We start from the raw sequence: 13,844 nt of genomic DNA on the forward strand, positions 1-13,844 counted from the left end.
GGGCAAGACCATGGCCAGAACTTTCATCGGCGAGCTTATCCTCCGTCTGAAGGACGAGATGAGCGGCAAGGCAAAAGCCGCTGCGTCGAATCTCGAAGGATCTGTCGAGAAGATCCAGCGCGCCGCCCAGCGGATGAATCAGACCAGTTGGGGAGGGCAGTTCGAGGAGCGCCTTCGCAAGCTCGGGGCATCGGCTGGCGATATCGACAAGCTGCGGAAAGCCTGGGATGGTCTGAATACGTCGTTCGAGGGCCGGAACCTCTCGAAGTCGCTGCAGGCGATGGAAAAGAGCAACTTCAAGACGGCAAGCCTGGCATACTTCGCTGAAATCGCAGCCGGTGCGGACAAGGCCGACAAGAGCGTCAGCAGATTCCACAGCCGATGGAAGGAAGCCGCCAAGGATATGGCTGTTTACGGCACCATTGGCACGCTGATGTATGGCGGCGCAAACGCGCTCCGAGGTGGAGTTTTTGCCAACGCTGAGTTCATCCGCGAAAAAAGCAGATGGAAAGATGCCAATATCCCCGACAGCGAGCGCGATGCCGCAATCGCCGAGGCGGACAAGCTCACCACCCAATACCCTTCGGCAGGGCTCCTGAACATGGTGGAACTGGCGCGCAAGGCGCGCGCCATGATGGGAGACAATGAACGAGGTCTTGCCATTCTTCCGGATCTTGCCAAGGCGTTTGTTGCCTTGCAGTCGGCAAAGGGGACCGACGCTGCGGTTCAGGAATTGGAAGGCTTTCTCAAGGGGGCGGACGTTGCTGGTCTCAACGCCCCGGGCGCCAAGGGCATCGAATCCGTTCGCCAGGTGATCGGCGGTTGGGTGCGCGCTGCGCAGGTCGAGGGGCGAGATCTTGATGTCGGCAAGTTCCTCGAATTTTCTCGGTATGGCAAGATGGCAGTGCCGAGCCTGTCCGACCGTTTTCTTGCGGGTGTCCTGCCGGCGATCGTGCAGGACTATGGCCCAAGCCAGTTCGGCAATGCTTTGAACATGGCCTACAAATCGTTCGTGATCGGCAGCAACAGCGTTGCCGGCAAGAAGAACCTTGCGGCCCAGCGCAATCTTGGGATCCGCGTTGGTGAAGGAAAGGGTGAGCTCGTCGAGGATCAGCTGTTCGCGTCTGATCCTTACGCCTGGGTCAACAGCGTTCTCATTCCCGCGCTTCAGAAGAAGGGGATCGACACCGAAAACGCGACGGCTGTCAACAAAGCCATCGCCGAACTTGCTGCAAATTCCAACTCAACGACCGTGCTCACTCGTATGGTCACCCAAAAAGCCCAAATCGATCGCCTGCTTCAACAGTATGACGCAGCGAAGGGTTTGGAGTCAGCAGATACGGCCGCCGCCCAAGATCCCTTTGTCGCATGGAAGGGCTTTACCGAAAGCTGGCGCGAACTCGCGAGTGCGGTGAAAGGCATGCCGGAAGTAATCGGCGGCTTGAACATGCTCACCGGCGGCATTCAACGGTTCGCGACGGCTCTTCGTAACGATAGCGGCGCGGCCCAGGCAGCGCTTGCAGGCGCCGGGGTTGGGGCACTGTTCGCCGGTTGGAAGGTGATGGGTGCTGTTTGGGGCCTGATCACTGCCGGCACCAATTTGAACGCGGCAGCTGTAGCGCTCGAGGCGGCCGCTGTCAGCTTGGGTGGGGCAGGCGTTGCGGGTGATGCAGCCGGGAAGAAGCCGGGGCCAGGCAACAAGGCGGGCCTGCTTGGCATTCTTGGCCGGTTGTCGCCAGTCGCAGCAGCTTTGCTCTTGAGCGGGGATAGCCGGAATAACCCCTACACCGATGCGCCAGATGACAAGCAGAAGGCGCAGCGCAATTCAGCGCGTGACGAGGCAGGGTTTCAGAACCGATACGGGTTCCCTTCATACGATCCCCGCAAAGGCCAGAAAGCTGACACGGAAGGAAGAGCCGCCGCGATCGCGATTTACGATCATGCGGTCTCCTTGATGGAGCAGCGGAAGATGATGGAGACGGTGACAACGCCATACAATCCGAACACCCCTGGCTTGGATCAGTTTTTCAAGCCGACGGTTGATCTCGGAGATGCAATCGCAGCGGCCGCGCAAGCCGGCAAGATCGGCGAGGACATCACGAGAGGGCTAACCGTTTCCGCCACCCCGCAGGTCAACAACGCCCAGCTTCAGGAAACGCTTCGTCTAGTGAACGCCATCAAGGCCGGCCTTGCCGTGATCGGTGGATCAATCGCGGCGGCTCACCAGTCCGTGGCCCGCGAGATGAACAGAAACTTCTCTGATCATGGTATTGTGCCCTAAACAGCTGAGCGACGAATTGTGATCTCCCAGCTGGCAAAAACAGTCCTTGATCCCTACTTGGACTGTATGCAACCATATCGGGAGCGATGTGAGCTAGAGAAGCCAGCAGTTATGAAAAAGACGCCATTCATCATTGTCAGCATCACAATCTTGATTTGTTGCATTTGGATCACGTTGGTGATCATAGCTCTCCAAAGTAAGGGGGGGCTGAACGCTTTGTACGCGCTCAATCTCAACGAGATAGGGGATGCAGCGTCAGGATTCTTTTCTTCGCTTGCGTTTATTGGGCTCATTGCGACGGTCTTCATTCAAGGCTTCGAAATCAGGAGGCAAATTAAAGAAAAAGAACGAGAACGATACTCGAGTGCCAAGCGTATAGTGGGCGTGGCTATGTGGAAAATAACTTCAATGTTTAGTGATTTCTCCAATGAGCTACAATATACGGAACCGCTCTACGCCAAATCGGCAGAAAAACCTCGTAATAATACATGGACACTCATATCTGAGAGAAGTTGGGTGCCTGCGCCGGTAACCTTTGATGCATCTGAACGCGTTATGCTGATGGCGGTAAATGACGCAGAATTTCTTCGCGATGTTATGAGTTTGGAAAAGATGCATCACCGATATATTCAGACACGCAAGAACTATGATGAATTGAGAATTTCTCTTATGAATAGAAGTGAAATAAATAGTGTAAATGATGATTTGAAGGTATTCATAAGGCCATCTAAAGGAATAATTGAATACGATGTAATAAGGGCGAACTTAACCCTGAAGGATTTGCGTGATGAAACCCATGTTGCATATGAGACTGCCAAAAGTGTAATTAAAAAATTTGAGGTTTTTTCTCGCGAATATTTCCCGGAAGCTGTTGTGAAAATGCCTACAAAGTCATGGAAAGATCACGTCTAATATATAGCACGTCAAATTTATTCGGGTTCATATCCGCGCGATTTGAAGTAATTGGCGCTTTTGTGAGGATCGAACAGCTTCTATAGAGACGGTATTCGCCTGACACTGCCGCGGTTTGAAGCGGGTTCAGGCGGCGCGTCTGTGCCGTGGAGACGAGAACGCCGGAGACCGTCGAATAACTCGAATAACTGCGGCACGATGACTCACGACACCAGAATCCGAAGGCAACGTGGACCGGAATTTGGTAGTTTCCAGTCACGCTGAATGCCGATGATATTGCCGCCCTGAAGGCGATGCTGATTGCGGCAACAGGACGCGAAGCGGAGACGGTTGCGCAGATCGCCCGTAAGGATGAACGGATCGAACGGCTTGAGAAGCTGGTCGCCGCCTTTAAGCAAGCCGCCTTCGGGCGCAAATCCGAGAAGACCGATCCTGATCAATTCGATCTGGCATTGGAAGACCTGGATACGGCTGTGGCCGCGATCCATGCCGAGGATGAGGCGGACGCTGATGCGGTTGGCGGAAACAGAATTGCCAAGTCCCGCGCGGCCAATCGCGGCTCCCTTCCAAAACATCTTCCCCTTATCGAAGAGATGATCGAGCCGGAAAGCCTGGTCTGTGCCTGCGGTGGCGACCTGCATTGCATTGGCGAGGATGTCTCCGAACGGCTGGATATCGTCCCCGCGCAGTTCCGCGTCATCATCACCCGCCGTCCTAAATATGCGTGCCGCGCCTGCGCTGACGGTGTCGTTCAGGCTCCGGCTCCCGCTCGGTTGATCCAGGCAGGACTGCCGACGGAAGCGACCGTCGCCCACGTGCTAGTTTCCAAATATGCCGATCATCTGCCGCTATATCGACAGGCACAGATCATGAGCCGCCAGGGCCTCGATCTCGATCGCTCCACGCTTGCCGACTGCGTCGGCCGGGCCGCCTATGAACTGCGTCCTGTCTTCGATGCTCTGATGGTCGACCTTAAACGGTCAACCAAGCTATTCATGGACGAGACGCGCGCTCCGGTTCTCAATCCCGGCTCACGCAAGACGAAGACTGGATACTTTTGGCCGTTGGCGCGTGATGACCGACCTTGAGCGGATTGGCGAACTTTATCGGATCGAGGCCGAATTGCACGGCCTCGATCCCCAGGCCCGGCTGGCTGTAAGGCGCGAACGATCTACGCCGCTCGTCGCCGACATGCAGATCTGGCTCAGCCATCACCGCGCTCTTGTTGCGACGAAGTCCTCGCTCGGCGAGGCTCTGGCCTACATCGCCAAATACTGGGACGGTCTCCAGCTCTTCCTAGCCGACGGCTGCATCGAGATCGACAACAACAGCATCGAGCGGACCATCCGGCCGATTGCCTTCAATCGCAAGAACGCCCTCTTTGCTGGACACGATGCAGGGGCCGAGAACTGGGCGACCCTCGCTTCGCTTGTCGAAACGTGCAAGCTCAATGCCGTCGATCCGCAGGCGTATCTGACCGCCACGCTCACCGCCATCGTCAAAGGCCACAAGCGGAGCCGGGTTGATGAGTTGCTGCCTTGGAACTTCCAGAAGGCCGCCGGGCCCGCCGCTTGACGCTGACCGCCCCGAAAGGGGCAATGACATCACGAATCCGGCCCGAGATCAGAGCCAAATGCCGCCAAAAGCCGTCAAGCCGCGCCGCTGATCACAAATTCAGCCGTAATTCGAGGTCTCCAGCTGATCTGAATAGCCTAGTCGAATCAATCAGGTCGGAAGTCGCTCTAATCGCTGTAGGATGAAAATTCAGTGGCAGGTTGCCTTGGCTATTCCGGAAATCATGCCTTTCGCATACTGTCCCAGTATGGGTCCGATAATCTGCTCGGCAAGTTTCGATTGAAAAGGCAGGAATTCTCTGCAACATGACAGTGACAAACATAAAAAATATGTAATATTTCCAATCATAGGGCGAAGCCTGCAAATCCTTGCACCCCGGTTCGATTCCGGGCGAGGCCTCCAAAATTTCTCCCTCTGATGTCGAAGCGGTTCCTGCTATACGCTTAAGCTAAAATAGAGATATTAGAGATAGCGTTGGTCTGTCTTGTCGCTGGAATATCGTCGTTCATGCCATCGCTACGCTTTCGATCCAACCGGTCCTTTTTTCTCCGTGTTGCCTTGCCGGTGTTGCTTGTCACCATGTCGGCGATCGCGATGGCAAACTATTCGCTACAATGGGCAAGCGAGAGCATCGACCAGGCCGCTGAAAAGCGGCAGGCCGCGCTCATCAACATGGTGGTGAACAAGCTCAAGGCCCGCATTGCCCACGATCAGGAAAGCGTGACGATCTGGGACGATGCCGTCGTCAATACTGCCCAGAAGCCTGATCCGGAATGGATCGACAGCAACCTCGGCAGCTGGATGCACAGCTATTTCGGGCATGACGAACTCTATGTGATCGATGGCAAGGACAAGCCGGTCTATGCCTTTCGACAGGAGGGGGTTGTCGCCCCTGAGCGCTTTTCGGCTGTCGCGCCAATCACGGTACCGATGGCAGAACGGTTTCGCGAAAAATTGCGTCAGGCCGCATCGGCTGCCGAAAATGGGGCAGGGAAGACAAGAGGCCTCGCTGAATTTGTGTTCGTCAATCAGCGGCCGGCCATCCTCAGCCTGAAACCCATTCTTCCGGATTCCGGAGCGCCGGAGCTGATGCCAGTCCCGGGTCAGGAATATCTCCATGTTGCGCTCCGCTATCTCGATGGCGATGTTCTGAAAGAAATAGGCGGCGACTACAGGATTAGCTCCTTGCGGTTTTCGAAAAGATTGCCCGAGTCGAATCAAGCGGCATATGCGGATCTGAGGACCGGCTCTGGAGGATTTCTCGGCTATTTCATCTGGGAGCCGATCCGGCCCGGCAGCGATTTCATGCAGCAGATCCGGCCGGTGATCTACGCGATCAACAGCGCCATTTTCGTGCTGGTTCTGGCAACGCTCGGCATCCAGTATTTCCGCATGAAGGCCGATGAGCGCAATCGCAAGCGCTTCGAATTCCTAGCCCTGCACGACAATCTGACCGGGCTTCCCAATCGCCATTCGTTCGATCGCGATCTTGATTCCCTCTTGAAGGCGGCCAATACCAGCACGATCTCGGTGGGGTTCCTGGATCTGGATCGCTTCAAGCTGGTCAATGATACACTTGGCCATGAGGCAGGCGACTATGTGATTGCCGAGGCGGGGCGGCGTATCAAGGGGCAGCTCGGGGCGGGTGGATCCCTTTATAGAATCGGTGGTGATGAATTCATGATCATCGCCCTCATTCCCACCAGCAGCATGCTGTTGATCGCCGAGCGCATCGTGAACTCGGTCGAGCAACCGATGTATTATAGCGACAATGTCATTCAGGTGGGCGTTTCTATCGGCATTGCCTGCTGGCCGGAACATGGAGCCGACCGAACCACACTTGCGCGCAAGGCGGATCGTGCCCTCTATTCGGCGAAGGGCATGGGGCGAGGACGCGCAGTGCTGTTTGTGCCGAAGATGGATATGGAGATAGCATCCGAACAGCCCATTCGCGATGATCTCAGGCGATCGCTTGCCCAATCCTCAGAGCTTATGGTCACCCTGCGTCCTGTCACCAGCCGCGATACGGATGATGTCATCGCGGTAGATATGGATGTTCGATGGGATCATCCGGAGCATGGTTCCTTTGCGATCCGGAACCTTTTCGACAGGATTGCGAACGACCATGGCCTGACCGATGCGCTCGGCCGCCATGTCTTTGCGGAAGCCATACAACTGGCGTTGCAGATACCCTACGCTCGGATTCTTGTCCCCATCAGCAAGCAGCAGCTTCGCCAGCCCTCGTTCCCGCTGGTGCTCACAAGCCTGCTCGAAAAGGTGAAGTTACCATCCTCCCGCTTTGTGCTCGATCTTGGCGAAAGTACGCGCTTATGCGAGGAGCCTGAATGCCAGAAGACGATGGGATTGCTCGGGCAGCTGGGGCTCCACCTGATGACGGCAGGCTTGCCCGCAAAATATCAGGGTGTCGAGCAGTTAAGGGCAATCGGAATGGATTTCCTGCGGATCGATGCAGGTCTGGTGCAAACAGCCCTGGCCGACAAGGGAGCCGAAACACTTGTGCGGGCGATGATCGAGATCGCGCGGGAGAATCGGATGACGGTCCTCGCTGAAGGTGTCGATCGGATCGACTCGCTCCTCTTCCTGACCGAATGCGGCTGCGATGCCTTTCAGGGTGCGGTCTGCTCTGGCGATCTTGGCCTTGCAGATCTGGTGCAGCGGGCGGGTTCTGCGGTAAATTCGGCAGAGATCGGCATTGTGCGTGGAATTTGAAGAAGTCGCCGTCGTTTCGCCTTGAAAGCGGTGCTCAGGCAAATTATGACCGCACTAATGGAATTTCACGCGCCGCCAAGGATGGGCAACAAGATGGATTTCTCCGCTCTGCGCAGCAAGATGGTCGACAATCAGATCCGGACCACAGACGTAACCTCTCATTCCGTGCTGAACGCGTTTCTCGATGTTGAGCGCGATAGCTTTGTCGGTGATCGTCTGAAACCGCTGGCTTATATCGACACCGATCTCGAGATTGCGCCCGGCCGCTATATCATGTCGCCGTCGCCGCTCGCCAAGCTCCTGCAACTCGCAGAAATCGACAAGGACTGTTCCGTGCTCGAGATCGGTGCGGGCAATGGTTACGTTTCGGCACTTCTTTCAGAACTGTCGGCATCGGTTGTGGCGCTTGAAAGCGATGCGGCGCTTGCCGACGCAGCGCGCGCCAATCTGGCGACACGCAGCAACGTCAAGGTCGTGACGGGCAGTCTGCCCGCCGGCTATGCGGCCGCCGCTCCCTACGACGTCATCTTCGTCAACGGCAGCGTTGAAACGCTTCCCGATTCCCTGTTTTCCCAATTGAAGGATGGCGGTCGTCTGGTCGCAGTCATGGGAACTGGTCTCTCTTCCGGAGCGCGGCTCTATATTCGCGAGAATGGCAGCCAGTCCGAACGGTTCGCATTCAATGCTTCGGTGCGGCCGCTGCCCGGTTTCGAGGCAAAGCCGGAATTCGTTTTCTGATCCTTGCGGTCGATACCATTTGTCGAAGGGCGGCGTAACAACCGCCCTTTTTCGTTCGCCCTGATCCTGTCTGATTAAACTTGTTGCCGAATGGCAACGACAGGACTCATTGTGAAACTCATATCTGTTGAAACAATTGCGTTGATAATTGCCTACGCCGCTATAATGGTGATGGTTGTGGCAGTCGGGTCGAATAGGGTCGGCTGTGACAGCGAATTTGCGACGCCTCGCAAGTAGCGGGTAGGGGCGTTTTTAAGACATGAGACGGACCGAAGTCCGCGATTTAAGGCATGATGCCGAAAGCAGGGTGATTGCAGTGTTGAGATTAAAGCGGGTTTTCCTCGCCGCCTGTGCGGTGCCGTTGTTGGCGATGACGTCGCTTCCAGCCTCCGCTGAGAGCATATACGAGGCGATGGCAAAAGCCTACGAGCACAATCCGGATCTGAATGCTGCTCGGGCCGGATTGCGGGCCACCGATGAAGGTGTTTCGATCGCCAAGGCCGGATGGCGGCCGCAGATCTCGGCTTTTGCCCAGAAGACACGCACGAAGATCGACAATGTCGGTGTTTTCTCGGCCAGCAATCCGACCGACAAATATACCTACACGAGCAATCAGATCGGCCTGACCATCACGCAGCAGATCTTCGATGGCTTCCAGACCCTGAATAATGTGCGTGCCGCCGAGTCCAACGTCTATGCGCAACGTGCGCAGGTTCGGGCTTCGGAAATCCAGATCCTGCTTTCTGCCGCCCAGTCCTATGCCAACATCGCCCGTGATCAGCAGATCGTTGCCATTCGCAAGCAGAACCTTGCCTTCCTCCGGGAGCAGGTGAATGCCGCCAATGCCCGTCTGGATGTCGGCGAAGGCACCAAGACGGATGTCAGCCTGGCACAGGCGCAGCTGGCACAGGCCCAGGCGCTTCTGGCAACCGCCGTTTTCCAGCTCAAGCAGAGCGAGGCTGTTTACGTACAGATCGTTGGTGACGCACCGCGCGGCATCCGCCAGCCGAGCCCGCTGACGCGTCAGTTGCCGAAGGGCATCGACAATGCGGTTGCGACCGGCATGCGCGAACATCCGTCGGTGATAGCTGCGAGCTATGCCATCGACGCAGCCGGTTATCAGGTGAAATCGGCCGAGGGTGCGATGTTGCCGGGTGTCGTGATCCAGGGCCAGCTTCAGAACACCAACGGCGATCCGACGCTGTCGTCGCTCAGCAACTACAATTCGGCCTCTCTTACGGCTCGGCTCAATGTGCCGATCTATCAGGGCGGTGCCGAATATGGCCAGATCCGTCAGGCCAAGGAGCGCCTGGGTCAGCAGCGCATTCTCCTTGATTCGGCGCGCGCCGAAGTCCAGCAGACGATTGTTTCGGCCATGGCTCAACACGAAGCGGCCAAGGCCGTCATTGCCGCCAACAATTCGCAGATTCGCGCCGCGCAGGAAGCCCTCAACGGTGTGATCGAAGAGCGCAATGTGGGGCAGGCCACCACACTGGATGTGCTTGATGCGCAGGCCAATGTTTTGACCGCCAAGGAGAGCCTGGCACAGTCCCAGCGTGATTCCGTGGTCTCGAGCTTTGCGATTGTTGCTTCGATGGGCCAGCTGACGATCGATAATCTCAGCCTGAAGGTGGCGAAGTACGAGCCTGACGTTCATTACAAGGCCGTCAAGGATGCCTGGATCGGCCTGCGGACCGTCGACGGTCGCTGATCGGAACGCGACTTACATTCGAACCCGGCCTTGCGGCCGGGTTTTTTGTTCGACTACAATTCGGTACAAAGCTGTGCATCATCGGAATTAATTGATTCGTGACAGTTTTTTCGCATCGAGTGATCGCGTAAGCTTTTGCCAATGCGTCAGTCAGACTGAGGATAACAATGGCCCAGGCGAATGTAGTGCGTGAACCTTCCATGGACGAAATTCTGGCGTCCATCCGCCGGATCATCGAAAGCAACGACGTGGCTCCGACCGGTCTTGCGACGGCCATGGCTGAGCCGCAGGGCTTTGTCGGCCAGCCAGCCAATGACGATACGGAAGAAGTGCCGCTCACCATCGATGGCGCGTTTGACGAGGACGCAGCCGAAATGGCAGGCGAAGCAGCCTTCGAACGGCACGTGGCAGGGACAATCATGCCGGCGCAGGTTGAATCGACCGTCGAGCGCAATGCTCCTTCGGCTCCGAAGTCACTCTCGCTTGCCGATGTGGCTGCACGGGTACGTGCGGCCTCCGAGCGCAACTCGGCCATGTTGCGCGAAACCCAGCCGCAGCGCGCCGAACCATCGTTCGAGGCTGTGGCCGTTCGGGAAGAACAGTCGCACCAGCCGGTCCACACGCCGATGACCGACAGGGCGTCGTCCGAACCGGTGGCCGAGGTTGCAGCAGAATACGTCGAGAAGTTCGAGGCCACTGAGGCACGTCCGTTGATTTCGAATGCGGCAAGCGAGCAGGTCTCGCGTTCTTTCCAGAGCCTGGCGCTCGCGGTCGATGACGCCAACCGCCGCTCGTTCGACGACATCGCGGCGGATCTCCTGCGTCCGATGCTGCAGGAATGGCTCGACGACAATCTGCCGACGCTGGTCGAACGGCTGGTACGGGAAGAGATCGAACGCGTGGCGCGCGGTCCGCGTCGTTGATCCTGGTTGCCATTGTTCGACAATCGAGCCGCCAGTTTGGCGGCTTTATTGTTTTTGGCGAATTGACTTCAATATACGCAACCCTTTACGGAAGAGCCAAATTCATCATTGGCGGATTGTACCATGCTTGAAAAAACCTATGATTCCGCAGCGGTTGAACCGAAGATCGCAAAGAAGTGGGAAGACGCGGATGCATTTGAAGCCGGGGCCAACGCAGCTCCCGGTGCCGACAGCTTCTGCATTGTGATCCCGCCGCCGAATGTCACCGGCTCCCTGCATATGGGCCACGCCCTCAACAACACGCTCCAGGATGTGATGATCCGGTTTGAGCGCATGCGTGGCAAGGACGTTCTCTGGCAACCGGGTATGGACCATGCCGGCATTGCGACCCAGATGGTTGTCGAGCGCCAACTGATGGAACGGCAGGAACCCTCGCGTCGCGATATGGGCCGCGAAGCCTTCGTCGAACGGGTCTGGCAGTGGAAGGGCGAATCCGGCGGCATGATCTTCAACCAGTTGAAGCGTCTGGGCGCTTCCTGCGACTGGTCGCGCGAACGCTTCACCATGGATGAAGGCCTGTCCGAAGCGGTTCTCGAAGTCTTCGTCCGTCTCTTCAAGGAAGGCCTGATCTACAAGGACAAGCGCCTCGTCAACTGGGATCCGAAGTTGCTGACGGCGATTTCCGATCTTGAAGTCGAACAGGTCGAGATCAAGGGCAATCTCTGGCATCTGCGCTATCCGCTTGAGGAAGGCGTCACTTACGAACATCCCGTCGGCTATGACGAGGAACATGATCAGGTCATCACCGAAACGCGTGATTATCTCGTCGTCGCAACGACGCGGCCCGAGACCTATCTCGGTGATACAGGTGTTGCCGTCCACCCCGATGACACACGCTATCAGTCGCTGATCGGCAAGCATGTGGTGCTTCCGGGCGTTGGGCGCCTGATCCCGATCGTCGGCGATGAATATCCGGATCCCGAAGCGGGAACCGGTGCCGTCAAGATGACACCCGCGCATGATTTCAACGACTTCGAGGTGGGCAAGCGTGCCGGCTTGCGGATGATCAACATCATGTCGATCGACGGCCATATTTCGATCGACGAGAATAGCGATTTCCTCGAAGGTCTCGAGCGCACCGACGAACTTAACAAGCTCATCAAGGCGCTCGACGGTGTCGAACGCTTTGCCGCGCGCAAGCTGATCGTCGAAATGTTCGAACAGTGGGGCCTGCTCGAAAAGATCGATGCCCATACGCATATGGTTCCCCATGGCGATCGCGGCGGCGTTCCGATCGAGCCGCGCCTGACCGAGCAATGGTATGTCGACGCCAAGACGCTGGCGCAGCCGGCAATCGCCTCTGTTCGCGAAGGCCGGACCAAGTTCGTTCCCAAGAACTGGGAAAAGACCTATTATGAGTGGATGGAGAATATCCAGCCCTGGTGTGTCTCTCGCCAGCTCTGGTGGGGACACCAGATTCCGGCCTGGTATGGGCCGGATGGCACGGTCTTCGTCGAAAAGACCGAGGAAGAGGCGCTGCACGCCGCAATCCAGCATTACATCTCCCACGAAGGTCCTTGGAAGGCCTGGGTCGAGGAAAAGCTCGAAGAGATGAAGCCGGGCGAGATCCTGACCCGAGACGAGGATGTTCTCGACACCTGGTTCTCGTCTGCGCTCTGGCCTTTCTCGACGCTCGGCTGGCCGGACAAGACGCCGGAACTGGCGCGCTACTACCCGACCAGCGTTCTGGTGACCGGTTTCGACATCATCTTCTTCTGGGTCGCCCGCATGATGATGATGGGTCTGCATTTCATGAAGGACGAGCATGGCAACCCGGTCGAGCCGTTCGACACGGTCTATGTCCATGCGCTGGTTCGCGACAAGAACGGCCAGAAGATGTCGAAGTCGAAGGGCAACGTCATCGACCCGCTGTCGCTGATCGACGAATATGGCGCCGACGCCCTGCGCTTCACGCTCGCCATCATGGCGGCGCAGGGCCGCGATGTGAAGCTCGACCCCGCCCGCATTGCCGGCTACCGGAATTTCGGCACCAAGCTCTGGAACGCGACCCGCTTTGCCGAAATGAACGGCGTCAAGCGCGACCCGGATTTCTCGCCGACCAAGGCGAAGACGACCCTGAGCCGCTGGATCCTGACCGAGCTTTCCAAGACCGTTCGCGAGGTCACGGAAGGGATCGAGCAGTACCGTTTCAACGAAGCGGCGGGGGCTCTTTACCGCTTCATCTGGAACCAGTTCTGTGATTGGTATCTCGAATTGCTGAAGCCGGTGTTCGGTGGCGAAGATGAGGCTGCCAAGTCCGAAGCGCAGGCCTGTGTCGCCTATGTCCTCGAAGAGACCTACAAGCTTCTGCACCCGTTCATGCCGTTCATGACCGAGGAGCTTTGGGAACATACCGCCGAACGCGATCGCCTTCTCTGCCATGCCGCATGGCCGTCATCCGATTTCGCCGACAATGAGGCGGCTGACGACATCAACTGGCTGATTGATCTCGTGACCGGCATTCGCTCGGCCCGCGCCGAAATGAATGTCCCACCTGCCTCCAAGGCGCCGCTTGTCATCGTTGGTGCCAACAGCGTGACGCGCGAGCGCGGCGAACGCCATGGTGCCGCCATCGAGCGACTTGCCCGCATCGAAGGCGTCTCCTTTGCCGAAGCCGCGCCGAAGGGCTCGGCCCAGATCGTGGTGGGCGAGGCGACGGCCTGCCTGCCGCTCGGTCAGCTCATTGACGTGTCGGCCGAAAAGGCCCGGCTCGACAAGGCGCTTGGCAAGACGCAGGCCGATATCGACCGGATCCTGTCCAAGCTGGGCAACGAAAAGTTCGTCGCCAATGCCAAGCCGGAAGTGGTGGAAGCCGAGCGCGAGAAGCTTGCCGAACTCGAACAGCAGAAGGCGAGCCTCGAGACAGCCCTGAAGCGGATTTCCGAAGCCTGATCCCAAGGCGGCGCTCTTGCCG

The 13,844-nt window shown here is 57.4% G+C and carries 7 protein-coding genes and 1 pseudogene; all 8 read left to right on the forward strand.

Annotated features, from left to right (window positions below):
- Positions 1-10 precede the first annotated feature (10 nt).
- The 8 genes and pseudogenes from Q4481_RS08550 (at position 11) to Q4481_RS08585 (ending at position 13,822) form a co-directional block, all read left to right on the forward strand.
- Positions 11-2,281, forward strand: a complete 2,271-nt coding sequence (locus Q4481_RS08550; protein ID WP_304375922.1) for a hypothetical protein — start codon at positions 11-13, stop codon at positions 2,279-2,281.
- A gap of 111 nt (positions 2,282-2,392) precedes the next feature.
- Entirely contained in the window at positions 2,393-3,193 is an 801-nt protein-coding gene (locus Q4481_RS08555) for a hypothetical protein (protein ID WP_304375923.1), read from the forward strand.
- A 293-nt stretch (positions 3,194-3,486) separates the two neighbouring features.
- Positions 3,487-4,768 (forward strand): annotated as a pseudogene (tnpC, locus tag Q4481_RS08560) (IS66 family transposase).
- A gap of 594 nt (positions 4,769-5,362) precedes the next feature.
- A complete protein-coding gene (locus Q4481_RS08565; protein WP_304375924.1) occupies positions 5,363-7,498 on the forward strand; it encodes a sensor domain-containing diguanylate cyclase in 2,136 nt (711 codons plus the stop codon).
- A gap of 93 nt (positions 7,499-7,591) precedes the next feature.
- Positions 7,592-8,236 carry a protein-L-isoaspartate O-methyltransferase family protein gene (locus tag Q4481_RS08570; RefSeq protein ID WP_304375925.1) on the forward strand — a complete coding sequence of 215 codons (645 nt, stop codon included), beginning with the start codon at positions 7,592-7,594 and terminating at the stop codon, positions 8,234-8,236.
- A gap of 307 nt (positions 8,237-8,543) precedes the next feature.
- Positions 8,544-9,947, forward strand: a complete 1,404-nt coding sequence (locus Q4481_RS08575) for a TolC family outer membrane protein (RefSeq protein WP_304376082.1) — start codon at positions 8,544-8,546, stop codon at positions 9,945-9,947.
- Positions 9,948-10,114: 167 nt separating this feature from the next.
- A complete protein-coding gene (locus tag Q4481_RS08580; RefSeq protein ID WP_304375926.1) occupies positions 10,115-10,870 on the forward strand; it encodes a PopZ family protein in 756 nt (251 codons plus the stop codon).
- Positions 10,871-10,993: 123 nt separating this feature from the next.
- A complete protein-coding gene (locus tag Q4481_RS08585) occupies positions 10,994-13,822 on the forward strand; it encodes a valine--tRNA ligase (protein ID WP_304375927.1) in 2,829 nt (942 codons plus the stop codon).
- The last annotated feature ends 22 nt before the right edge of the window (positions 13,823-13,844 follow it).

The sequence above is a fragment of the Fluviirhizobium alvei genome (assembly GCF_030551875.1).
GTDB classification, from domain to species: domain Bacteria; phylum Pseudomonadota; class Alphaproteobacteria; order Rhizobiales; family Rhizobiaceae; genus Rhizobium_E; species Rhizobium_E alvei.

What these genes read in the sequence shown, in the direction of transcription:
- Q4481_RS08550 (WP_304375922.1), top strand. Translation starts at nt 11, where the DNA reads ATGGCCAGAACTTTCATCGGCGAGCTTATCCTCCGTCTGAAGGACGAG.
- Q4481_RS08565 (WP_304375924.1), top strand. Translation starts at nt 5,363, where the DNA reads ATGGCAAACTATTCGCTACAATGGGCAAGCGAGAGCATCGACCAGGCC.
- Q4481_RS08555 (WP_304375923.1), top strand. Translation starts at nt 2,393, where the DNA reads ATGAAAAAGACGCCATTCATCATTGTCAGCATCACAATCTTGATTTGT.
- Q4481_RS08585 (WP_304375927.1), top strand. Translation starts at nt 10,994, where the DNA reads ATGCTTGAAAAAACCTATGATTCCGCAGCGGTTGAACCGAAGATCGCA.
- Q4481_RS08570 (WP_304375925.1), top strand. Translation starts at nt 7,592, where the DNA reads ATGGATTTCTCCGCTCTGCGCAGCAAGATGGTCGACAATCAGATCCGG.
- Q4481_RS08580 (WP_304375926.1), top strand. Translation starts at nt 10,115, where the DNA reads ATGGCCCAGGCGAATGTAGTGCGTGAACCTTCCATGGACGAAATTCTG.